Annotated in this window: 21 protein-coding genes; 10 read left to right on the forward strand and 11 right to left on the reverse strand. The window is 69.7% G+C overall.

The window, feature by feature from the left end; translation table 11 throughout:
- Positions 1 to 3 precede the first annotated feature (3 nt).
- Both mnmA and ACS5PM_RS09000 read right to left on the reverse strand, forming a co-directional pair.
- Positions 4 to 1176 carry a tRNA 2-thiouridine(34) synthase MnmA gene (gene mnmA, locus ACS5PM_RS08995; RefSeq protein WP_439387261.1) on the reverse strand — a complete coding sequence of 391 codons (1173 nt, stop codon included), beginning with the start codon at positions 1174 to 1176 and terminating at the stop codon, positions 4 to 6.
- Positions 1177 to 1200: 24 nt separating this feature from the next.
- Positions 1201 to 1698 carry an NUDIX hydrolase gene (locus ACS5PM_RS09000; protein WP_439387262.1) on the reverse strand — a complete coding sequence of 166 codons (498 nt, stop codon included), beginning with the start codon at positions 1696 to 1698 and terminating at the stop codon, positions 1201 to 1203.
- Between the two features lie 127 nt (positions 1699 to 1825).
- Between ACS5PM_RS09000 and ACS5PM_RS09005 the strand changes: the two genes are divergently transcribed.
- From ACS5PM_RS09005 to ACS5PM_RS09025, 5 genes are all read left to right on the forward strand, one after another.
- Positions 1826 to 2956: a Re/Si-specific NAD(P)(+) transhydrogenase subunit alpha gene (locus ACS5PM_RS09005; RefSeq protein WP_439387263.1), complete on the forward strand. Its 1131-nt coding sequence runs from the start codon at positions 1826 to 1828 to the stop codon at positions 2954 to 2956.
- Between the two features lie 141 nt (positions 2957 to 3097).
- Positions 3098 to 3409: a proton-translocating transhydrogenase family protein gene (locus ACS5PM_RS09010; RefSeq protein WP_439387264.1), complete on the forward strand. Its 312-nt coding sequence runs from the start codon at positions 3098 to 3100 to the stop codon at positions 3407 to 3409.
- 4 nt (positions 3410 to 3413) lie between these two features.
- Positions 3414 to 4844 carry an NAD(P)(+) transhydrogenase (Re/Si-specific) subunit beta gene (locus ACS5PM_RS09015; RefSeq protein ID WP_439387265.1) on the forward strand — a complete coding sequence of 477 codons (1431 nt, stop codon included), beginning with the start codon at positions 3414 to 3416 and terminating at the stop codon, positions 4842 to 4844.
- A gap of 318 nt (positions 4845 to 5162) precedes the next feature.
- On the forward strand, positions 5163 to 6836 hold the full coding sequence (locus ACS5PM_RS09020) for a long-chain-fatty-acid--CoA ligase (protein ID WP_439387266.1): 1674 nt from the start codon (positions 5163 to 5165) through the stop codon (positions 6834 to 6836).
- Positions 6837 to 6952: 116 nt separating this feature from the next.
- Complete coding sequence (locus ACS5PM_RS09025) at positions 6953 to 7468, forward strand: hypothetical protein (RefSeq protein WP_439387267.1); 516 nt, start codon at positions 6953 to 6955, stop codon at positions 7466 to 7468.
- 18 nt (positions 7469 to 7486) lie between these two features.
- On the opposite strand, the gene ACS5PM_RS09030 is transcribed toward ACS5PM_RS09025, so the two are convergent.
- The gene (locus ACS5PM_RS09030) at positions 7487 to 8434 is read right to left on the reverse strand and encodes a hypothetical protein (RefSeq protein ID WP_439387268.1); all 948 of its coding nucleotides are present in this window, start codon (positions 8432 to 8434) and stop codon (positions 7487 to 7489) included.
- A gap of 44 nt (positions 8435 to 8478) precedes the next feature.
- Here ACS5PM_RS09030 and ACS5PM_RS09035 point away from each other — a divergent pair, with 44 nt between their 5' ends.
- From ACS5PM_RS09035 to ACS5PM_RS09045, 3 genes are all read left to right on the forward strand, one after another.
- Positions 8479 to 9228: a 16S rRNA (uracil(1498)-N(3))-methyltransferase gene (locus ACS5PM_RS09035; RefSeq protein ID WP_439387269.1), complete on the forward strand. Its 750-nt coding sequence runs from the start codon at positions 8479 to 8481 to the stop codon at positions 9226 to 9228.
- Positions 9225 to 10442, forward strand: coding sequence for an MFS transporter (locus ACS5PM_RS09040; protein WP_439387270.1), 1218 nt, complete (start codon positions 9225 to 9227; stop codon positions 10440 to 10442). Before ACS5PM_RS09035 ends, ACS5PM_RS09040 begins: the two co-directional genes overlap by 4 nt.
- Before the next feature lie 125 nt (positions 10443 to 10567).
- Positions 10568 to 11209, forward strand: a complete 642-nt coding sequence (locus tag ACS5PM_RS09045) for a hypothetical protein (RefSeq protein WP_439387271.1) — start codon at positions 10568 to 10570, stop codon at positions 11207 to 11209.
- 255 nt (positions 11210 to 11464) lie between these two features.
- Here ACS5PM_RS09045 and ACS5PM_RS09050 read toward each other — a convergent pair whose 3' ends face one another.
- From ACS5PM_RS09050 to ACS5PM_RS09085, 8 genes are all read right to left on the reverse strand, one after another.
- On the reverse strand, positions 11465 to 12775 hold the full coding sequence (locus tag ACS5PM_RS09050) for a THUMP domain-containing class I SAM-dependent RNA methyltransferase (protein WP_439387272.1): 1311 nt from the start codon (positions 12773 to 12775) through the stop codon (positions 11465 to 11467).
- Positions 12776 to 12779: 4 nt separating this feature from the next.
- A complete protein-coding gene (locus tag ACS5PM_RS09055; protein ID WP_439387273.1) occupies positions 12780 to 14315 on the reverse strand; it encodes an RNA polymerase factor sigma-54 in 1536 nt (511 codons plus the stop codon).
- Between the two features lie 109 nt (positions 14316 to 14424).
- Entirely contained in the window at positions 14425 to 15219 is a 795-nt protein-coding gene (gene lptB, locus ACS5PM_RS09060) for an LPS export ABC transporter ATP-binding protein (protein WP_439387274.1), read from the reverse strand.
- Positions 15216 to 15809, reverse strand: coding sequence for a lipopolysaccharide transport periplasmic protein LptA (lptA, locus tag ACS5PM_RS09065; RefSeq protein ID WP_439387275.1), 594 nt, complete (start codon positions 15807 to 15809; stop codon positions 15216 to 15218). The genes lptB and lptA overlap by 4 nt, the downstream gene beginning before the upstream one ends.
- Before the next feature lie 135 nt (positions 15810 to 15944).
- Complete coding sequence (locus ACS5PM_RS09070) at positions 15945 to 16625, reverse strand: thiol:disulfide interchange protein DsbA/DsbL (RefSeq protein ID WP_439387276.1); 681 nt, start codon at positions 16623 to 16625, stop codon at positions 15945 to 15947.
- 49 nt (positions 16626 to 16674) lie between these two features.
- Complete coding sequence (locus ACS5PM_RS09075) at positions 16675 to 17412, reverse strand: SPOR domain-containing protein (protein WP_439387277.1); 738 nt, start codon at positions 17410 to 17412, stop codon at positions 16675 to 16677.
- Positions 17409 to 19121, reverse strand: a complete 1713-nt coding sequence (argS, locus tag ACS5PM_RS09080; RefSeq protein ID WP_439387278.1) for an arginine--tRNA ligase — start codon at positions 19119 to 19121, stop codon at positions 17409 to 17411. The genes ACS5PM_RS09075 and argS overlap by 4 nt, the downstream gene beginning before the upstream one ends.
- 150 nt (positions 19122 to 19271) lie before the next feature.
- Positions 19272 to 19397, reverse strand: coding sequence for a hypothetical protein (locus ACS5PM_RS09085; RefSeq protein WP_439387279.1), 126 nt, complete (start codon positions 19395 to 19397; stop codon positions 19272 to 19274).
- Here ACS5PM_RS09085 and ACS5PM_RS09090 point away from each other — a divergent pair.
- Both ACS5PM_RS09090 and ACS5PM_RS09095 read left to right on the forward strand, forming a co-directional pair.
- A complete protein-coding gene (locus tag ACS5PM_RS09090; RefSeq protein ID WP_439387280.1) occupies positions 19396 to 20727 on the forward strand; it encodes a protein kinase domain-containing protein in 1332 nt (443 codons plus the stop codon). The genes ACS5PM_RS09085 and ACS5PM_RS09090 overlap by 2 nt on opposite strands.
- Positions 20728 to 20838: 111 nt before the next feature.
- Positions 20839 to 21852 (forward strand): LysR family transcriptional regulator, encoded by a 1014-nt coding sequence (locus ACS5PM_RS09095; protein ID WP_439387281.1) that lies wholly within the window; start codon positions 20839 to 20841, stop codon positions 21850 to 21852.
- Positions 21853 to 21858 lie beyond the last annotated feature (6 nt).

Raw genomic sequence — 21858 nt, forward strand, 5'->3', positions numbered from 1 at the left:
GCCTCAGCGGGCGGCGACCTCGGCAGGCGCCCGGTGGGTCGTTCCAGCCGTGGCCCCCAGCTCGGCCGAGGCGATCACCCCCCCGCCGAGGCACACCTCGCCGTCGTAGAGCACCGCCGACTGCCCGGGCGTGACGGCCCACTGCAGCGCTTCGGGCGGGAATTCAAGGGCAAAGCCTTGTTCGTCCGGTGCGGCCAGCGAACAAGGCGCGTCAGCCTGCCGGTAGCGTGTCTTGGCGGCCAGCGGACCGGCCGGCGGTGCCACGCCGCCGACCCAGGCGACATCATCGGCCACCAGCGAACGGTATTGCAGCCACGGATGCTCGTGCCCCTGCACCACCACGAGCGTGTTGGTGTCCAGATCCTTGCGGGCGACATACCACGGTGCATGTTCGCCGCCGCCGCGCGCGGCCTTCTTGTCCTTCACGCCCCCGATGCCCAGGCCCTGCCGCTGGCCCAGGGTGTAGAAGCTCAGGCCCACGTGCTGGCCCAGGGTGCGGCCACGGTCGTCCTTGATCGGCCCCGGCGCGTGGCTCAGGTAGCGGTTGAGGAAGTCGCGGAACGGCCGCTCACCGATGAAGCAGATGCCGGTGGAATCCTTCTTCTTCGCGTTCGGCAGCTTGATCTCTGCCGCCAGCCGGCGCACCTCGGTCTTGGGCAGCTCACCCACCGGAAAGATCGTCTTGCCGAGCTGGTCCTGGTTCAGCCGATGGAGGAAGTAGCTCTGGTCCTTCAATGGATCCAGGCCCTTGAGCAGCTGGAAGCCGCCGTCGCGCTCGCGAACGCGCGCGTAGTGACCCGTCGCGATCTTCTCGGCCCCCAGGCGCATCGCGTGGTCTAGAAAGGCCTTGAACTTGATCTCGGCGTTGCAGAGCACGTCCGGGTTGGGCGTGCGGCCGGCCTGGTACTCGCGCAGGAACTCGGCGAAGACCCGGTCCTTGTACTCGGCGGCGAAGTTGACGTGCTCGATCTCGATGCCGATCACGTCGGCCACCGAGGCTGCATCGAGGAAGTCCTGGCGCGACGAGCAGTGCTCGTCATCGTCGTCGTCCTCCCAGTTCTTCATGAAGATGCCGACGACCTCGTGGCCCATTGCTTTCAGCAGCCAGGCGCTGACGGCCGAATCCACCCCGCCCGACAGGCCGACCACCACGCGCTGCTTCTTCGTCGTCACCATGGGGCGAATTGTCCCCCGGCGGCTTTACCCTGCGTCGCGCTCCGTGTACAGGCTGGCATCGGCGTGCAGCAGGGCGAGCGGCGCGCGCTGGCCGGCGCGGTGGTCGTCTATGCAGCGCATCACGAGGCGGCTGCGGTGGCGCTCGGGGCAGGCGCGCAGCTCTTCGGCCGTCATCCACAACGTGCGCTGGACAGGCGCGTCCAGCTTGCGACCGGCGATGGCGTCGCCGACGGTGCCGCAGATAGCGAAGCGCAGGTAGGTGATGTCCTCGCCGCTGCGCACATGCCTGAAGCGGGCGAGGTAGCTGCCCACCAGGGCCTGGGGCGTGAAGGGCCTTGCCGTCTCTTCCAGCACCTCGCGCACGACGGCTTCGAGCAAGGACTCGCCGGGGTCCAGGTGGCCGGCCGGGTTGTTGAGCTTCAGCCCTTCGGCGGTCATCTCCTCGACCAGCAGGTAGTGGCCCGACTGCTCGATGACCGCGGCGACCGTGACGCTCGGCTTCCAGCGTGTTGTGTCTCCCATGCGACGATCTTAGATCGTCTTCCCGGGGTGATTCCGCCAGCCACTGGTAAGCTCGCCGCCGGAGAATCGGGCCGCCTGCCATGACGGGTGGCTCCCCGGCCCTCACGGGGCCAGCGAGGAGAGTTCCATGCAGATTGGCGTTCCGCTCGAATCGGCCGCTGGGGAAACCCGCGTTGCCGTGACCCCCGAGACGGCGAAGAAGTACGTGGCGCAGGGCCACACCGTCAAGGTCCAGTCGGGCGCCGGCGTCGCCGCCAGCGTCACCGATGCAGCGTACGAGGCCGCGGGGGCGCAGATCGTCGACCGCTCGGCGGCCTTCGGCGCCGAGCTGGTGCTCAAGGTCCAGCGCCCCTCGGTCGACGAGCTCGCGCTGATGAGGCCGGGCGCCGCGCTGGTGGGCATGCTCAACCCCTTCGACAAGGCCGGCCTCGCGCAGGTGGCCAGCGCCGGCGTCACCAGCTTCGCGCTCGAGGCCGCGCCGCGCACGACGCGGGCCCAGAGCATGGACGTGCTCAGCTCGCAAGCCAACATCGCCGGCTACAAGGCGGTGATCATGGCCGCCGACCGGTACCAGAAGTTCTTCCCCATGCTGATGACGGCGGCCGGCACGGTGAAGGCCGCGCGGGTGGTGATCCTCGGCGTGGGTGTCGCGGGCCTGCAGGCGATCGCGACCGCCAAGCGGCTGGGCGCGGTGATCGAGGCCTCGGACGTGCGGCCCTCGGTGAAGGAGCAGATCGAGTCGCTCGGCGGCAAGTTCATCGACGTGCCCTACGAGACCGCCGAAGAGAAGGAAGCCGCCGAGGGCGTGGGCGGCTACGCGAAGCCGATGCCGCCGTCCTGGCTGGAGCGGCAGAAGGTCGAAGTGGCCAAGCGGGTGGCCATGGCGGACGTGGTCATCTCCACGGCGCTGATCCCGGGCCGCGCGGCGCCGGTGCTCGTCACCGAGGAGATGGTCAAGGCCATGAAGCCCGGCTCGGTGATCATCGACATCGCAGCCGGCAAGGGGCCGAACGGCATCGACGGCAACTGCCCGCTGACCGAGGCCGGCCGCACCGTCGTCAAGCATGGCGTCGTGATCGTCGGCGAAACCAACCTGCCCGCGCTCGTGGCGGCCGACGCGAGCGCGCTGTACGCGCGCAACGTGCTGGACTTCCTCAAGCTCGTCATCACCAAGGAAGGCACGTTCCACGTGCCGATGGACGACGACATCGTCGCCGCCTGCCTGATGACCAAGGACAACGAAGTGAAGAGAGCGTGATGTCAGCCCCCACGCTCCCTTCCGGTCGCTGCCCCCCGAGGGGGCTCTTGCGACGGACCGGCAGAGCCGGATCCGTGCAAGGCCTTGGATGGGCCCTCTCGCACCTCATGCGATTCACGAACATCGCGTCGGAGTAGCACTATGGACGTTGTTTCCCCTACTGTGGTCAACCTGATCATCTTCGTGCTGGCCATCTACGTGGGTTACCACGTCGTGTGGACGGTCACCCCCGCGCTGCACACGCCGCTGATGGCGGTGACCAACGCGATCTCGGCCATCGTCATCGTCGGCGCGATGCTCGCCGCGGCGCTGACCACCACCACGCTCGGCAAGACCATGGGCGTGCTGGCGGTCGCGCTCGCATCGGTGAACATCTTCGGCGGCTTCCTCGTCACGAGGCGCATGCTGGAGATGTTCAAGAAGAAGGCGCCTGCCGCCAAGAAGGAGGGATGACAGCATGAGCATGAACGTCGTGACGCTGCTGTACCTGGTGGCCAGCGTCTGCTTCATCCAGGCCCTGAAGGGCCTGAGCCACCCCACCACTTCCATCCGCGGCAATCTCTTCGGCATGGTCGGCATGGCCATCGCCGTGCTGACCACCGCGGCGCTCATCGTGCGCCAGGGCGGCGGCCTCGGAATGGGCATGGCGTGGGTGCTGCTCGGCCTGGTGGTCGGCGGCGGCTACGGCGCCTGGCGCGCCAAGACGGTCGAGATGACCAAGATGCCGGAGCTGGTGGCCTTCTTCCACAGCATGATCGGCCTGGCCGCGGTGTTCATCGCCATCGCGGCCGTCGCCGAGCCGCAGGCCTTCGGCATCGTCCCGCACGACGGCGAACCGGGCCAGATCCCGGGCGGCAACCGCATAGAGCTGGCGCTGGGCGTGTTCATCGGCGCCATCACCTTCTCGGGTTCGGTGATCGCGTTCGGCAAGCTCTCGGGCACCTACAAGTTCCGCCTGTTCCAGGGCAAGCCGGTGGTCTTCCCCGGGCAGCACAAGCTCAACGCCGCGCTGGGCCTGGCGGCCGCGTTCTTCTGCTTCGGCTTCTGGAGCTCGCAAAGCGGGCTGGATTTCGCCCTGATCACCGCACTGGGCTTTGCCCTGGGCGTGCTGCTGATCATCCCGATCGGCGGCGCGGACATGCCGGTGGTGGTGTCCATGCTCAACAGCTATTCGGGCTGGGCGGCGGCGGGCATCGGCTTCTCGCTGAACAACTCGATGCTGATCATCGCCGGCTCGCTGGTGGGCTCCTCGGGCGCCATCCTGAGCTACATCATGTGCAAGGCGATGAACCGCTCGTTCTTCAACGTGATCCTCGGCGGGTTCGGTGGAGACGCCGCTGCCGCGGCGGCAGGGGGCGAGGCGCGCAGCGTCAAGAGCGGCAGCGCCGATGATGCCGCCTTCATCCTCGGCAACGCCGAGACGGTGGTCATCGTGCCCGGCTACGGCCTGGCGGTGGCCCGCGCGCAGCATGCGGTGAAGGAGCTCGCCGAGAAGCTCACGCACAAGGGCGTGACGGTGAAGTACGCGATCCACCCGGTGGCCGGCCGCATGCCGGGCCACATGAACGTTCTGCTGGCCGAGGCCGAGGTGCCCTACGACCAGGTGTTCGAGATGGAGGACATCAACGGCGAGTTCGGCCAGGCCGACGTCGCCATCATCCTCGGCGCGAACGACGTGGTGAATCCGGCCGCGCTGCAGAAGGGCTCGCCCATCTACGGCATGCCCATCCTCGAGGCCTACAAGGCCAAGACGGTGATCGTGAACAAGCGCTCCATGGCCGCGGGCTACGCCGGCCTGGACAACGAGCTGTTCTACCTGGACAAGACCATGATGGTCTTCGGCGACGCCAAGAAGGTCGTCGAGGAGATGGTCAAGGCGATTGAGTAGGGCCCCCACGGCCCCTCCGGGGCCTGCCCCCCGAGGGAGAGGGCGAGGGGGAGGGCCGGCGGCGGGAGGCTGCGGGCATCCCTCCGGTCCGCTGCGCGAGCCTCCCTCGGGCTCGCCGGCAGGCGAGCCCGAGGGCGTGCGCGGATCCGGCTCTGCCGGTCCGCTGCGCGAGCCCCCTCGGGGGGCAGCCCCCGGCAGGGGGCGTGGGGGCCCTCATTCCTAGGGGTGAACCCCCAGCCATCGCTATCGAATCCCCTGATGGGGCGGTCGCGCGCGATAAGGACAATCGCGGGCAGCGATTTTCGAAAGTGCAGAAGAATGGAAAAGATCTGGCTGAAGCAGTACCCCGCAGGCGTGCCGGCCGAGGTGAAGACGGATGTCTATCCCTCGCTGGTCGCGCTGCTGGAAGAAAGCTTCCGCAAGCACGCCCAGTTGCCGGCCTACCGCTTCATGGGCAAGTCGTTCAGCTTCGAGCTGGTGGACGACCTGTCACGCGCCTTTGCGGCCTATCTGCAGAGCCTGGGCCTCGCGCGCGGGGACCGCGTGGCCATCATGCTGCCCAATGTTCCGCAGTACCCGGTGGCGGTGGCCGGCATCCTGCGGGCCGGCCTGGTGGTGGTCAACGTCAATCCGCTCTACACGCCACGCGAGCTCGAGCACCAGCTGAAGGACTCGGGGGCGAAGGCCATCGTGATCCTGGAGAACTTCGCCTCGACGCTGCAGCAGGTGATCGAGGCCGTGCCGACAAAGCATGTCGTCATGGCGGCCATGGGCGACCTGATGGGCTTCTTCAAGGGCGCGATCGTGAATCACGTCGTGCGCAAGGTGAAGAAGATGGTGCCGCCGTACTCGCTGCCGCAGGCGGTGCGGTTCAACGATGCCGTCTCGCGCGGCCGTGGCAAGGCCTTCACAGCGCCCCGCGTCGGCCCGGACGACATCGCGGTGCTGCAGTACACCGGCGGCACCACCGGCGTCAGCAAGGGCGCGGTGCTGCTGCATCGCAACCTGGTGGCCAACGTGCTGCAGTCCGAAGCCTGGTACCAGCCGGCGCTGAAGAAGGTGCCCGCCGGCGAGCAGGTGGTCACCATCTGCGCCCTGCCGCTGTACCACATCTTCGGCTTCAACACGAACATGATGCTGGGCCTGCGCATCGGCGGCTGCAACATCCTGATTGCCAACCCGCGTGACCTGCCGGCCGTGCTGAAGGACCTGGCGCGCGAACGCTTCCACAGCCTGCCCGCCGTCAACACGCTGTTCAACGCGTTGGCCAACCACCCGGATTTCGACACCGTGGACTGGAGCCACCTCGTCATCTCCGTCGGCGGCGGCATGGCCGTGCAGCAGGCCACCGCCAGGCTGTGGCTCGAGAAGACCGGCTGCCCGATCTGCGAGGGCTACGGGCTGTCCGAGACTTCGCCGGTGGCGGCCTGCAACCCGGTGGACAACACGGCCTACACCGGCACCATCGGCCTGCCGGTCAGCAACACCGAGCTGACCCTGCTGGACGATGATGGCCACGAGGTGCCTGCCGGCCAGGCGGGCGAGATCGCGATCCGCGGCCCGCAGGTGATGGCCGGCTACTGGCAGCGGCCCGACGAGACCGCCAAGGTGATGACGGCGGACGGCTTCTTCCGCACCGGCGACGTCGGCGTGGTCGATGACCGCGGCTACTTCCGCATCGTCGACCGCAAAAAGGACATGATTCTCGTTTCGGGTTTCAATGTTTATCCCAACGAGGTGGAAGATGTCATCACCCAGATGCCGGGGGTGCTGGAATGCGCGGCCGTGGGCGTGCCGGACGACAAGGCCGGCGAGGCGGTCAAGGTGGTGATCGTGAAAAAAGACCTCGCTATCACGGATACCGACGTCCGGGGCTGGTGCGAAGCCAACCTCACTGGTTACAAACGTCCAAAGGTCATTGAATTCCGGACGGAACTGCCGAAGACACCGGTCGGTAAGGTGTTGCGCCGGGAACTGCGCGACAAGAAGTGAAGCCCCCGGTGGCCGCCGACGAAGCGGTCGCCGATCGGGGCGTTGGGGCCCGATCGGGCTGAAAGGGCACGACCATGTCGTCTCGGTATGTCAGAACGCCTGCTGGCCAGGCTGAAATGCAGGTACGCGCGCACCAGCTCAGCCGGCCGGTGCGCAACCTCCTGATCGTCATCAACGACTCACGCACCATCGACGAGTGGCTGACGGGAGTGAACGGCGTCACCGCCAGCGACGTGGCGCTTCTGCGCGAGCTGGGACTGATCACCCAGGCCGGTGCGGCGACGGCCTCGGCGCCAGCCAGGCCGGGTGACCTGCGCGAAGGCGCCGCCAAGGCGGCCGCTTCACCCGCGCCGGCGCCCGCTCCCGCCGCCAACGATGCCGACTGGCAACGAACGCAACAGGTGATTCGCGCCGCCGGCTACACCGCCCTGTACGACGCCCTCAACTCGATCAGCAAGGCCAAGCTCGGACTGGTGAAGGGCTACCGCTTTGCGCTCGAAGTCGAGAAGTGCAGCGGCCCGGACGACCTCCGCGTGCTGGCACTGAAGTTCGCCGAGCAGCTGCGGACCGAGCACGGCATGGCAGCGGTCGGCGAGCTCACCTACGCCATAGGCGCGGCCGTCAAGGCCTGACGCCCGGCCATCGGCGCGTCATGCGGCCGCGTCCAGCGCGGCCTGGCGTGCCACGCGGCGGCCATACCAGGCGCTGATCGAAGGATCGTCCAGCGCCTCGACCAGCGCGTCGGCCTGGGCGCGCTCCACCTGCGCATCGGCCGCCTGGCCCTGGCGCGCGAGCGCATGCGCCAGCTCCAGCCGCAGGAAGGCCTGATCGACCCGCTCCTGCTGGTCATGGTCGAAGCTTTCCAGCAGCACCAGGCCCGCACGCGCCTGCAACTCCGCCTCGGCCGAATCGCCCAGCGCATTGGCGACCAGCGCACGCAGGTAATGCGCCCGCTCGTGCTGCACCCACTGTCCGGCTCGGTGCCAGAAGCCCTGGGCCAGGGTGGCCGCCTCGACCATCGCCAGCCGCAAGGGCGTGCTGTGCAACTCATGGGGCGCTCGCTCGGCCAGGTCGCTGGCGATGTTGTTCGTCAGGCTGCCGGCGGCGGCATCCAGCCCGCTGGCCCTTTGCCACGCCACGCCGCGCAGCGGGGCCAGCGCCGCCATGGCGGCTTCGCCGGCCGCATCACCGGCGAGCGCCGGCACACGGAAACTGGTGGCCGCCAGGCCGACGAGATCGCAGGCCTGGCCCGGCCCGGTGCCGGCCGCCGTGGCCAGCCTGGCCGTCAGGCGATCCTCGCCCGCGGCGTCCCCGGCCAGCCGGGCCGCGGCGGCCGCATGGCGCAGCAAGGGCAAGGGTGCCTGCGGGCCCGCCGACTCGAGCACCGCCTGTTGGCCCTGCCAGGCCTCGAGGTGCTGGCCGAGCTTCTCGCTGAGCACGTGGTTGAGCAAGAAGGCGTACAGCGGGCGCTGGCTCGCATCCAGGGCTGTCGGATCAATGCGGCGCAGCAGGCTGGCGCCACGCGGCGGATCCTCGTCGTGGCAGGCGTCGGCGGCCTGCAGGCAGTCGGTGGCCAGGGCCTTGGCTTCGTCGGTCATCGCGGCGTCCTCCTGGCGTGCATTGTGTGCGGCACACTCGCCGCATGCCATCACCCCGCTTGTATCTGGACGCAGCGCTGAGCACCGGCCAGGAGATCGATCTGCCCGAGGAGGCCGCGCGCCACGTCCAGGTCCTGCGCCTGCAGCCGGGCGATGCGCTCACGCTGTTCAACGGCCAGGGCGGCGAGTGGGCGGCGCAGGTGCTTCGCATGGGCGGCCGCCAGCAGGTGGCCGTGCAGCTGGGGGAGCATGACCCCGTGTCGCGTGAGGCCGCCCGTCCGGTCACGCTCGCGGTCGGCATGCCGGCCAATGAGCGCATGGATGCGCTGGTCGAGAAGGCCACCGAGCTCGGCGTGGCGGCCATCCAGCCGCTGCACTGCGCCCGTTCGGTGCTCAGGCTCACCGGCGAAAGGGCCGAACGCCGGCTGTCGCACTGGCAGTCGGTGGCCATAGCCGCCGCGCAGCAGAGCGGCCGAACGCGCGTGCCGCGGATCGAGCCGGTGCGCCACCTGGCCGGATGGCTCGAAGGCCTGGGCATGACCGCCCATGGGCGGCGTGGCGTGCTCAGCCTCGGCGAGGACGCGTCACCCCTGGCCGGGTACGCGACGGCGAACGGTGCCGAGCCCTGGCTCCTGCTGTCCGGCCCCGAGGGCGGGCTCGATGGCCAGGAAGAGACCGCCGCCCGCCGCGCCGGATTCGCGCCCGTCAGCCTGGGCCCGAGGGTCTTGCGCGCGGACACCGCGCCGCTGGCAGCCCTGGCGCTGCTCGTGGCCTTCGCGACGGGTCCGCGATGAACCCGGGCGAAGACGTGAGCGCGCTCGCGTCTGCACGCACCGGCCGCTTCAACCGGGCTCTCGTCTGGCTGACCGTCTGCCAAGGCCTGTTCCTCGTCAACAACGTGACCTTCATGGCCATCAACGGCCTGGTGGGGCTGATGCTCGCCCCGCGCGGCTGGATGGCCACCTTGCCGCTCACGGCCTATGTGCTGGGCGGCTCGCTCAGCACGGGACTGGTTGCGCGGCATCAGCAGCGCTGGGGGCGCCGGCGCGCGTTTCGTCTCGGCCTGGTGGTCGCGATGGCCGCCGCCGCCCTGTGCGCGGTGGCGGTCCGGCTGGGCAGCTTCTGGCTCCTGCTGGCAGCCACCGTCCTGGCCGGCTACTACAACGCCAACGCGGCGCTGTATCGCTTCGCGGCCGCCGAGCTCACCGGGCCGGCAGGGCGTGAGCGAGCCATCTCCTGGGTGCTCGCCGGCGGCCTGCTCGGAGGCGTTGCAGGGCCGCCCCTGGCCCAGGCGACCCGCGACCTGCTCGCAGCACCCTTCGCCGGCGCCTACCTCTCGCTGGTGGCCGTTGCCGCCGTGGCGTGGCTGTGCCTGGGCCGCATCCCCTTCCCGGCATTGCCGCCGGCCCCCGCGGGGGCGAACGGGCACCTGCCGGCCGGAACGCACCGCCAGCCGGCCTTCATCGTCGCCATCGCCGCCTCGGCGCTCGGCTACGGCGTGATGAACCTTCTGATGGCGGCCACGCCCATCGCCATGGCCGGCTGCGCCCATCCCTTCGGCGCGGTGGCCTGGGTGCTGGAGTGGCATGTCGTGGGCATGTACCTGCCGAGCTTCTTCACCGGCTCGCTGATCCGGCGCGTGGGGGTGCAGCCGGTGCTGGCGGCGGGCGTGGCGTTGAACGCGGCATGCATCGCCCTGGCGTTGCACGGCGTGGACCTGATGCACTTCACCGCGGCCCTGGCGATGCTGGGCGTGGGCTGGAATTTCCTCTACGTCGGCGGCACGACGCTCTACACCGAGAGCTACCCGCCGGCGCACCGCGTCACCGCGCAGGCGTTGATGGACCGCTGGGTGCTCGGCACCATGACGCTGACCTCCTTCAGCTCGGGCGCCCTCGTCACCACCGGGGGCTGGCAGGCCATGAACGCGGGCGCCCTGGTGCCTCTGGCACTGCTGGCCGCGATGCTGGCCTGGCTCGCGCGAAAGAGGCGAACCGGGGCGGCCTGAACCTGACCGCGGGCGCGTGTCCGGTTTCGTGCCGGCCGTGCCGTTCTTTCCATCGTCAGGCCCATCGGCCCGATGGTTCCGAGGCCTGCGCCCCGGGCCCCTCACAGCGACTGAAGGAGCACCCCGTGAACGCCACGACACATTCCCGCTGCACGCACGCACTGGCCCCGCTGGCCCTGCTCGTCGCGCTCTTCTGCGCTCCAGCTGCCTACGCGCAGTCGGACACCTTCTTCGACACCTCCAACGGCTTCAAGCCCGCGGCCCTCCACCCACCTTGCCGAGGCAAGGTCAAGCAGGTCAGCGACATCACCGACGAGAGCGTCAAGTTCACCGCCTGGAATTTCTCGATGGCCGGTGGCGGTGGCGAAGGTGGCCGCTTCGACAAGGTTCCGGTGCTGTCGAACAAGGTCAACCTGACGGCCGGCTGCCTGAATGCACACTTCAGCGCGCTGGTCGGCAGCAAGCTGTACGGCGGCGTGTCGAACATGACGCTGTTCCAGGTCACGCTGACGCCGGCCGGCGGCGGCGCCCCCATGCACATGGCCGGCCACTACGAGACGCCCTACGGCGTGCCGGCGCCCGCGTTGGCGCTGACCGCCGAGTACGACGTCGACGAGTTCGCCGCGAACTTCTACCAAGGCATCGGCACCCTGCCAGGCCAGATCCCGCCGGGTGCCTACCGCGTCGACGTGTGGTGGGCCGGCGGCCCGATCGGCGGCGGCGGCGCCATCGGCGCAGCCTTCACCCTGAAGCTGTATCAGTATTAGCCGGCGCTCCGAAGGAGCCGCCGCCTTCATGGGCGTGCGCGGATCCGGCTCTGCCGGTCCGCTGCGCGAGCCCCCTTGGGGGGCAGCCCCCGGCAGGGGGCGTGGGGGCCAACATGATCCGGCTCTGCCGGTCCGCTGCGCGAGCCCCCTTGGGGGGCAGCCCCCGGCAGGGGGCGTGGGGGCCCACATTTCCGGCTCTGCCGGTCCGCTGCGCGAGCCCCCATGGGGGGCAGCCCCCGGCAGGGGGCGTGGGGGCTAACGATTACTTCCGGAGACGATGTCGAAGCGGAACAGGCGGCACTCGATGGCGCCGTTCCACATCGGCACCCGGCGGCTTTCCTTCAGCCGCATCAGGGCCGGGAGCTTGGCCTCGGGCGTGAGCACGTGGGCCGTCCAGCCGGCGAAGCTCTTCTTCCAATGCGCGGCGAGCCGCGCGTAGAAGTCGGCGGCGTCAGTGGCGCCTTCGAACTTCTCGCCACCGGCGCCGCGCTGGCCCGGACCGGGACCTTGCGCTTGTCCTTGTCCTTTCGGCGCGATGCGCTCGCCGTAGGGCGGGTTCATCACGATGAGGCCGCGCTCGCCGGGAGCCGGGCGCTGCAGCACGTCGGCCGTCTTGAACTCGATGGCGTGCCTGACGCCAGCACGCTCCGCGTTGCGCGTGGCGAAGTCCGTCATGCGAAAGGAGACATCGCCCGCCCAGATGGGCACGGCCGGAGCGTGGACGGCCTGCTGCGCCCGCTGGCGCATCGCGGCCCAGGCGCCCAGGTGCGGGCGAAAAGGCAGCAGCTTCTCGAACGCGAACCGGCGCGCCAGGCCGGGGGCCAGGCCGCAAGCGATCTGCGCCGCCTCGATGGCGATGGTGCCGGCGCCGCAGCAGGGGTCGAGCAGGCCACCATCTTCCGGCCGGCCCCGCCATCCGGCGGCAGCCAGCATGGCAGCCGCCAGCGTCTCCTTCAGCGGGGCCTCGCCCTTCTGGCCTTGCGCGTCACGCCAGCCGCGCTTGAACAAGGCCTCGCCCGACAGGTCCACCGACAGGCTTGCGTGGTCTGGGCCGAGGTGCAGCACCAGCGAAAGATCGGGATGCCGCGTGTCCACGCTCGGCCGCTCGCCGCTGGCTTCGCGCATCACGTCGCACACCGCGTCCTTGATGCGCAGGGCCGCGAAGTTGATGCTCTTCAGCGGCGAGCGCCAGGCCGAGGCATCGACTCGCAGCGTCTGCTTCGGCGTGATCCAGTCCGCCCAGCGCACCCGGCGGGCCAGGGCGTACAGATCCTGCTCGTTGGCGTAGGGCCCGTCGATCAGCTGCCACAGCACGCGCTGCGCCAGCCGGCTCTGCAGGTTGAGCGCCATGGCCGCTTCGATGTCACCTTCGACGTAGACACCGCCCCGCCCCGCTTCGACCGGGCAGCGCCCGCCCAGGACGCGCTGGCATTCCTCGGCCAGCAGCGCCTCGGCGCCGCCGGCGCAGGGCAGGAACAAGGTGCCGCGCTCGAGCGCAGGTGCAGCGCGCTCGGCGGCCTTGACGACGACGCGGCGGGGAGCCGCGGGCGCATGCCCTTCGACCATGGACTTACAGCGCTTTCCGCAGGTTGGCCGGGGCGATCTTGAGCGCCTCGCGGTACTTCGCCACCGTGCGCCGGGCGACCTGGATGCCCTGCTCTTCGAGCATGTCGGCGATCTGGCTGTCCGACAGCGGCTTGGCGTGGTTCTCGGCCGCGACGAACTGCTTGATCAGCGCGCGCACCGCGGTCGACGAGGCATTGCCGCCGGCATCGGTCGACAGCGAAGAGCCGAAGAAGTACTTCAGCTCGAAGGTGCCGAAGGGCGTGGACATGTACTTGGCCGTGGTCACGCGCGAGATGGTCGATTCGTGCAGGCCGAGCTCGTCGGCGATCTCGCGCAGCACCAGCGGCTTCATCGCGATCTCGCCGTGGGTGAAGAAGTTCTTCTGCCGCTCGACGATCGCCTGGCTGACGCGCAGGATGGTGTCGAAGCGCTGCTGGATGTTGCGGATGAACCAGCGCGCCTCCTGCAGCCGCGCGGACAGGCCGCCGCCGTTGGCGTTGCCGCCGCGCTGGCCGCGCACTGCCTGGGCGTAAAGGTCGGACACGCGCAACTTGGGCATCACGTCCGGGTTCAGCGTGGCCTTCCAGCCGCGGCCCGACTTCAGCACGATCACGTCGGGCACGACGATCAGGTTCTCGGCGCGGGCGAAGGGGCGGCCGGGCTTGGGCTCGCAGACCACGATCAGCGCCTGTGCCGCCTTGACCGTCGCTTCATCGGCGCCGGTGGCCGTGGCCAGCTTCTTGATGTCGCGCCGCGCCAGCAGGTCCAGGTGCCCGGCGCAGATGGCGAGCGCGCATTCGCGCGCCGCACACGCGGGCCCTTCTCGCAACTGCAGCGCGAGGCAGTCTCCGAGGCTGGTGGCACCCACCCCGACCGGCTCCATGCTTTGCAGCCACTTGAGGCCGCAGCGCAGTTGGTCCAACAGCTCCTCGCGCGACTCGGGGTCGATCATCCCCAGCGAATCCGCCAGCCGCTCGGCGAGCTCTTCGAGCGTGCCGTCGAGGTAGCCGTCGTCGTTCAGCGACTCGATCAGCACCTGCACCGCGGCGGCGTCGGCGGGCGCCAGGCGCATGCCCGCGAGCTGAGCCCGCAGGTGATCCTGCAGGGTCGGTGCGTGGCTGTTGCGGTCGTGGGCATCGGTGCCGTCCTCGTCGCCGCTGCCAGTGCCTGCCGAGCCACTGGAGGGCAGCTCCTGGATGCCGTCGAAGTCGTCGCGCTCGGTGCCGTTCTCCCAGTCGTCGCGCTCGGTGGTGCCGAACTCCGCCGTGTCCACGCCCGCCGATTCGTCGCCGGTTTCGCCGACGCTGCTGCCCGGGGCATCCTGCTCATCCCGCGTGGCGGCCGTCGCGGCCGGCTTGTCGTGGCCGGCGTCGTAGCCGTTGATCTCTTCATCCGGCTCCAGGAAGGGGTTCTGCTCGAGCATCTGCTCGACTTCCTGGTGCAGCTCCAGCGTGGACAGCTGCAGCAGCCGGATCGACTGCTGCAGCTGTGGCGTCAACGCCAGGTGCTGCGAGAGGCGGACCTGCAGGGTGGGCTTCATCGGGCGATCAATCGCTGCGGCATGCGCACGGCCGTGCCGGGCCGCTTGCAGGCAGCCAGGCGGCCGGCCGGGAAGGCCGAGGTGCCGAAGGTGAACCGTGGCGCAGACATCACATCTTGAAGTGCTCGCCGAGGTACACCCGGCGCACGTCCGGGTTCTCGATGATGTGGTCGGGCGTGCCCTCGGCCAGCACGCTGCCCTCGCTGATGATGTAGGCGCGGTCGCAGATGCCCAGCGTCTCGCGCACGTTGTGGTCGGTGATCAGCACACCGATGCCGCGCGATTTGAGGAAGCCGATGATCCGCTGGATCTCGATCACCGCGATCGGGTCCACGCCGGCGAAGGGCTCGTCCAGCAGGATGAAGCGCGGCTGGGTGGCCAGCGCTCGCGCGATCTCCACCCGGCGCCGCTCGCCGCCCGACAAGGCCGGCGCAGGCGAATCGCGCAGGCCGGTGAGGCTCAGGTCGTGCAGCAGCGCCTCGAGCAGGCGATCGATCTCCTGGCCCGCCAGCGGCCGGCCGCGCTCGTCGATCTGCAGCTCCAGCACCGCGCGGATGTTCTCCTCGACGGTCAGCTTGCGGAAGATCGAGGCCTCCTGCGGCAGGTAGCTCAGGCCGAGCCGGGCACGCTGGTGGATGGGCTTGTGCTCGACCGCAACGCCGTCGATGTGGATGCTGCCCGCGTCGCAGCGCACCAGGCCGACCACCATGTAGAAGGTCGTGGTCTTGCCCGCTCCGTTCGGGCCCAGCAGGCCGACGACCTCACCGCCGCCGACGGCCAGGTGCACTTCCTTGACCACCGTGCGGGCACCGTAGCTCTTGCGCAGGCCGGTCGCGTCGAGCCGGCTCGTGGGGGCGGAAGGCGGCGCGGCCCGCATGGCCGCGCTCGGCGTCGGCGCGTTCATTTCTGCGGCTCCGAGGCGGCTTCGGCCTGGCGCGGGATGAACACCAGACGCGCTCGGCCATTGGCGGCGCCGGAGGCGGACGGCGAGGCGCCTTCGAACACGATGGTGTCGCTGCGCTGGTCGTAGGTGATGACGGCGGCGTTGGCCTCGTCCGGCGGGCCGATCGGCCGCACGACCCGCAGCTTGGCATCGCCGATGAAGCGGACCTTCTCGTTGGCGCCGTCGTACTCGACACGCGAGGCTTCCGCCTCGACCACCTCGTCGACGCGGTCGCGCTTTTGCCGGAAGGTGGCCGGCTTGTCCGGATTGCCGCGCGCATTGGCCAGGTACCGGCCGGGGACGTCCTCGCGCACCTCGACACGGTCGGCCTTGATGAGCAGCGTGCCCTGGGCGATCACCACATTGCCGGTGATGACGGTGGTCTTGGTCTTGAGGTCCACCGTGGCGGATTGCTTGCCGTCGCTCTCGACGACCATCGGCTTGGTCCGGTCGGCCTTTTCGGCCTGGGCGGCACCGGCCGCCAGGGTGGCGGCGGCGGCGACCAGCGCCAGGGCGAAAGGCGCGATGCAGGAGGGGACGGTGGTGCGCATGGCTGACGGCATGAAACTTGCAGGCCATTCTAGCGGCTGCGACTGGCGTCGCCGCCGATCCAGACCTGTTCGCGGGTGAAATGCTTGACCGCTCAGCGCTGCCGGGGCAGCGTCAAGCGCGCCCGGCCCGCGGCTTCACTGTGTCTTGCGGGCCAGGGCGACCAGGTAGTCGACCACCGTGAAGGTCCGCTCAGCACCGCCAGCCAGGGAGGCCGAGGTGCGGTAGCGGCCTTGCACGCCGACCGTCGGCACACCGTCCACGCCGTAGGCATCGGCCAGTTGCCGGGCCTGCTTCGCCTTGCCGATCACGGTGAAGGACTTCAGCGTCTCGCCGAACTTGGCCCCGTCGACGCCGAGGGTGGTGACGAAGGCCGTCACCTCGGCTTCGGTGGCCATCCGCTTGTGCTCCTGGTGGATGGCGTTGAACAGCTTGCGGTGCACGTTGGGCAATTGGCCCATGGCCTCGAGCGCGTAGAACACCTTCTGGTGGAACTCGTACTGCGGCGTGAAGGCGGCGGGCACGCGGCGGAAGTTCACGTCCGGCGGCAGCTTGGCCGACCACTGCTCGACGAAGGGCTCCAGCGCGAAGCAGTGCGGGCAGCCGTACCAGAAGAACTCGACCACCTCGACCTTGCCCGTAGAGGGCATGGCGATGGGCTGGGCCAGCTTGACGTAGTGCGTGCCTTCGACCGGCGTCGGCTGCGCGTGCGCACGCGGCGCGGCCAGCGCCAGGCCAGCGCCCGCCGCGGCAGCGGCCAGGCCCATGGAGTGGAAATCACGCCGGTTCATCTTCGCGGCCGAGGGGTTGGGCTTCACGTGGGTCCTTGCAGAAAAGGGATAGGGCGTGGAGGTGACGACGAGACCTTCAGTTCCGCTCCTGCCGCACGAGGGCGGCATCGACGCCGCCGGCCTTGAGCCGCTCCTGCTGGGCGACGGCCTCGCCCTGGCTCTCGTACGGTCCCATGCGGACGCGATGGATGGTCCGGCCGCCTTGCTCGCGTTCGGAGATCTTCGCGCCGAAACCCTGCAGCGCGAGCTTGGCGCGCTGCTGCTCGGCATCGTCCTGGCTCGAGAACGCCCCCACCTGGACGAAGTAGACGAACGGATCGGCACCGGCGGCGCGGGCGGAGGCAGACGCTCGGTGCGCGGGGCCGGGCACCTGCTCGCCGGACAGGATGGCCGCAGCGTCGCGGTTGGACTTCGGCGTGGTGGCCGGCGCAGGCGTGGCGACCTGTGGCGTAGCAGGGGCCGGCGGCACGCTCTGTGGCACGGTCTGCGGCGAGGTTTGCGGCGAGGTTTGCGGCGGAGGCGTCGACACCATGCCAGACGCCGGCGCGGGTCGCGGCACAACGGGCTTGCCCCCCAGCCCACCGTTCGGATCCCAGCTCCGCATCTTCTCGGCCTCGGCGGCCTCCTGCTCGGGCGTGCGGTGCTGCGTCTTGTCGTGGAAGGGCGAAGGCACCTTGGCGATGTACAGCGCCACCCCCAGCGCGAGTGCCAGGCCGATCAGCAGGCCCACGATGAGGCCGACCGCGAAACCGCCGCGTTGCTTTTCCAGACCCACGCGTTGCGCACGCATAGGGGCGCCCTTTTTCAAGCTCATGCCGTCTCCGCAGCAGGTTGTTCTCTCGACATCGCGTCCGGCGCGCTCACGCCCAGCAGGGCGAGCGCGTTGCGCAGTACTTGACGCGTGGCGTCCAGCAGCGCCAGGCGGGCCCGGGCGAGGCCCGCGTCGTCGACCAGGAAACGCTCGGCGCCATAGTAGCTGTGGAACGCCCCGGCCAGATCGCGCAGGTAGAAGGCCACGTCGTGCGGCGCCAGGTCACGCGCGGCGTTGGCCAGCATCTCGGGATAGTCCGCCAGCTTCAGCATCAACGCCGCCTCGGTCGGGGCCGTCAGCAGCGAATGGTCGGCCGCATCGATGGCCGCGACGTCATGGCCCTGGGCCGCCGCCTGGGCCAGCACCGAGCAGATCCGCGCATGCGCGTACTGCACGTAGAAGACCGGGTTCTCGTCGTTCTGCTTGACCGCCAGGTCCACGTCGAAGGTGAACTCGGTGTCGGCCTTGCGGCTGATGAGGAAGAAGCGCACCGCGTCGCGGCTCGTCCAGTCGATCAGGTCGCGCAGCGTCACGTAGCTGCCCGCCCGCTTGCTGATCTTGACCTCGGCGCCGTCGCGCACCACGCGCACCATGGTGTTGAGCACGTAGTCGGGATAGCCCGGCGGCACGCCCGTGCCCGCCGCCTGCACGCCGGCGCGCACCCGGGCGATGGTGCCGTGGTGGTCGGTGCCCTGGCAGTTGATGACCTTGGTGAAGCCCCGTTCCCACTTGTTCAGGTGATAGGCGACATCGGGCACGAAGTAGGTGAACGTGCCGTCGGACTTGCGCATCACGCGGTCCTTGTCATCCCCGTAGTCGGTGGTGCGCAGCCACAGCGCGCCGCCTTCCTCGAAGGTCTTGCCGGCGGCGACCAGGCGCCTGACGGTGTCCTCGACGCGCCCCGTGGTGTAAAGGCTCGACTCGAGGAAGTAGTTGTCGAAGCTGACGCCGAAGGCCTGCAGGTCCAGGTCCTGCTCGTGGCGCAGGTAGGCCACGGCGAACTGGCGGATGCCGTCCAGGTCTTCGGGGTCGCCCGAGGCGGTGAACTCGCGGTCGTCGGCCTTGACGGTCTTCCCGGCCAGGAAGTCGGCCGCGATGTCAGCGATGTACTCGCCGTTGTAGGCGCTTTCGGGCCAGCCCGGGTCGCCGGGCTTCAGGCCCTTGATTCGGCACTGGGTCGAGGTGGCTAGCGTGGCGATCTGCACGCCGGCGTCGTTGTAGTAGAACTCGCGCGTGACCGCCCAGCCCTGGGTCTCGAACAGGTGGCAGATCGAGTCGCCCAGGGCCCCCTGGCGGGCGTGGCCCACGTGCAGGGGCCCCGTGGGGTTGGCCGAGACGAATTCGACCATCAGCTTCTGGCCGTTGGCCGGCTGGCGGCCGAAGGCCTCGCCGGCCGTGCGCACCTCGGCCACGACGGCCTGCTTGGCCGCCGCCGAGAGCCGCAGGTTGATGAAGCCCGGGCCCGCGATCTCGAGCGCCGAGACCCAGCGCTTCACCTCGGGTTGCTCGTTCAGCGCGGCGACGAGTCTTTCGGCCAGCGCGCGGGGGTTGCTCTTCAGCGGCTTGGCCAGCTGCATCGCCGCGGTGATCGCCAGGTCGCCATGGGCGGCCTGCTTGGGCGACTCGAAGAGGGGGGTGTAGGCGTGCTCGGGCGCCAGCAGCGCCACGACGCGCGCCAGCGCGAGCTGCAGCTCTGCCTTGGCTTGGATCATGATGGGCAGCGATTCTAAAGGGGCGACCCTCGCCGGCCTCTTGCCGGGCGCGCCCCATGGCGGCGACGATTTGCGGGGTACGCCCGCAGCTGTTCGCTCTTTTGCAGCGGCATGAAATCATTCACAGTGCGGCCTGGCTTGCCGCCCACGTCATCCCGAGCGAAACGTGCCCTCGTCCTCATCGCGTCCGTCCTCCCTGTCGTCAGGCCCCTCGGCCAGCGCGACCGCGCCCTCGTCCTCGCGGTCGCGCTCGCGCGCGCAAGCGACGGTCGCCATGCCGCGGCTGGATCCCGACGATCCGCCGATGATCGGCAAGTACCGGGTGCTGGGGCGCCTGGGCGAAGGCGCGACCAGCGAGGTCTTCCTCGCCTACGACGATTTCCATGGCCTCGAGGTGGCGATCAAGCGGGTGCGACCCAGCACCGGCCGCTCCGAGGCGGATGCCCATTTCTCGCCGCACTTCTTCGCCGCCGAGGCGGCGCTGGTGGGCCGGCTGAACCACCCCAACGTCGTGCAGATCCACGACGCGGTCGACGACCCGGTTTCGCCCTACCTGGTGATGGAGTACGTGCCTGGCACGACGCTGCGGGCCTTCTGCCAGCAGGACCGCCTGCTGCCGCTGGAGCAAGTGGTGGAAATCGGCTTCAAGTGCGCCATGGCGCTGGGCTACGTCTACCGCCAGGGCCTCATCCACCGCGACGTCAAGCCGGCCAACATCCTGGCGGTGACCGACGGCCCCGAAGTGCTGGACATCAAGCTGACCGACTTCGGCAGCGTGCTGAACATGGGGTCGGACCGAACGCAGATCCACCGCGTGGGTTCACTGGCCTACATGTCGCCCGAGCAGCTCGAAGGCTCCGCGCTCGATTGCCGCGCCGACATCTACTCGCTGGCCGCGGTGCTCTACCACCTGATCGCCGGCCGCCCGCCCTTCGAGGCCGAAGGCCACGGCGCGCTGCTGAACATGATCTGCCACGCCGAGCCGGAGTCGCTGACGAACCTGCGCGAAGGCGTCAGCCCTGGGCTCGATGCCACCATCCGCAGCGCGCTGGCCAAGCATCCCGAAGACCGTCCGGAGGACTGGGACCACTTCGCGCAGTCGCTGTCAGCGCTGATCACGAACCACGAGGTGCCCCGCGGCCAGTTGCAGCGCGTGCTGGACTCCGAGCGCTTCAACCTGCTGCGATCGCTCGAGTTCTTCGCCGACTTCGGCGACGTCGAGCTGTGGGAAGTGGTGCATCGCGCCAAGTGGCAGCGATTCCCCTTCGGCCACAAGATCTTCAAGCGCGGCCAGGAGGGCAAGCAGTTCTATTGCATCGCCCAGGGTGAGGTGGAGGTCTACCGCGACGGCGAGCGCGTCGCGCGCCTCGGCGCCGGGACCTCCGTGGGCGAGATGGCCTATCTCGCGCCCAGCCCGGACCTGCGCAAGCACGCCACCGACGTCATCGTCTCCGAGGCCTGCACCACCGTCTCGTTCAACCCTGACAGCCTCTCGCAGCTGAGCCCGGACACGCGCCATCGCTTCGATGCGGCCTTCATCAAGGTGCTGGTGCGGCGGCTGCACGTGGCGCACGAGGCACTCGCCCATCCTCGCAAGATCATGTGAACGGATTTCCTCGCCGGCACTGCACCGCGCGGCCTGAGCGGCAATTCGCGATTGGCAAACAAAGCCCCCGGAACCTCTCCGCAATTGCCGTGAAGGCGCAATAATCGGCCCATGGATTCTTTGCGAGCGATGCGGGTGTTCGCCCGCGTGGTCGACGAAGGCAGCTTCGCCGGCGCGGCACGGGCGTTGGACCTGGCCCCTGCGGTGATCACCCGCCTGGTGGCCGAGCTGGAGGAGCACCTCGGCGCCCGGTTGATGAACCGCACCACCCGGCGCATCGCGCTGACCGAGGTGGGCGAGAGCTACCTCGAGCGGGTGCGCCGCATCCTGGCCGACGTCGACGAGGCCGAGCTGCTGGCCCAGGCCTCGGTGGCCGATCCCCGCGGGCCGGTGCGCATCCTCGTGCCGCCGGCCGTGGCCGTGCACCAGCTGGCCAAGCACCTGCCGCGCTTTCGCGCCCGCTATCCGCTGGTGACGCTGGAGATCGTGGCCAACGGCGCCGTCGAGACGGTCGACGACAGTTTCGACCTCACCATCATGGGCCTGCGCAAGCCGCTGGACGGCAACTTCGTCGCCCGGCGCCTGGCTCGCTCGGAGGTGGTCACCGTCGCGGCGCCGGAGTACCTGGAGCGCAAGGGGCGGCCCCAGCACCCGAGCGAGCTGGCCGATCACGACGTGCTGATCCCGCCCCTGTCGGACCTGCAGCGCGGGGTGACCTTCTTCCGTGGCCGGCAGGGCGAGGCCAGCGAGACCTTTCACACCGTTCCCAAGCGGGGCGTGCTGAGCACCCTGCACACGGACACCAACTACGCCGCCGCGCTGGCCGGCCTGGGCATCGCGGGCCTGCCGTCCTTCGTCGTCGACGACGCGCTGATGGAGCATGCGCTCGAGCGCGTGCTGCCGGCCTGGTGGCTGCACAGCACCACGCTCTGGGTCGGCATGCCCACGCGCCAGCACGTGCCCGCGCGCACGCGAGCGATGCTGGACTTCCTGATCGAGATCTTCGGCGGCGAGGACCGCGACCCCTGGCTGGCTGCCGCGGGTTGCGAGACCGCCTACCTGTGCGAGATCCGCGCCGCCGCCGAAGCCGCGGCCATCGCGGCGAAGGAAGACGCCGCGGCCTGAAGACGG

Origin of the sequence: Ideonella flava, assembly GCF_051857595.1 — a bacterium.
In the GTDB taxonomy this organism is placed as follows: domain Bacteria; phylum Pseudomonadota; class Gammaproteobacteria; order Burkholderiales; family Burkholderiaceae_C; genus Ideonella.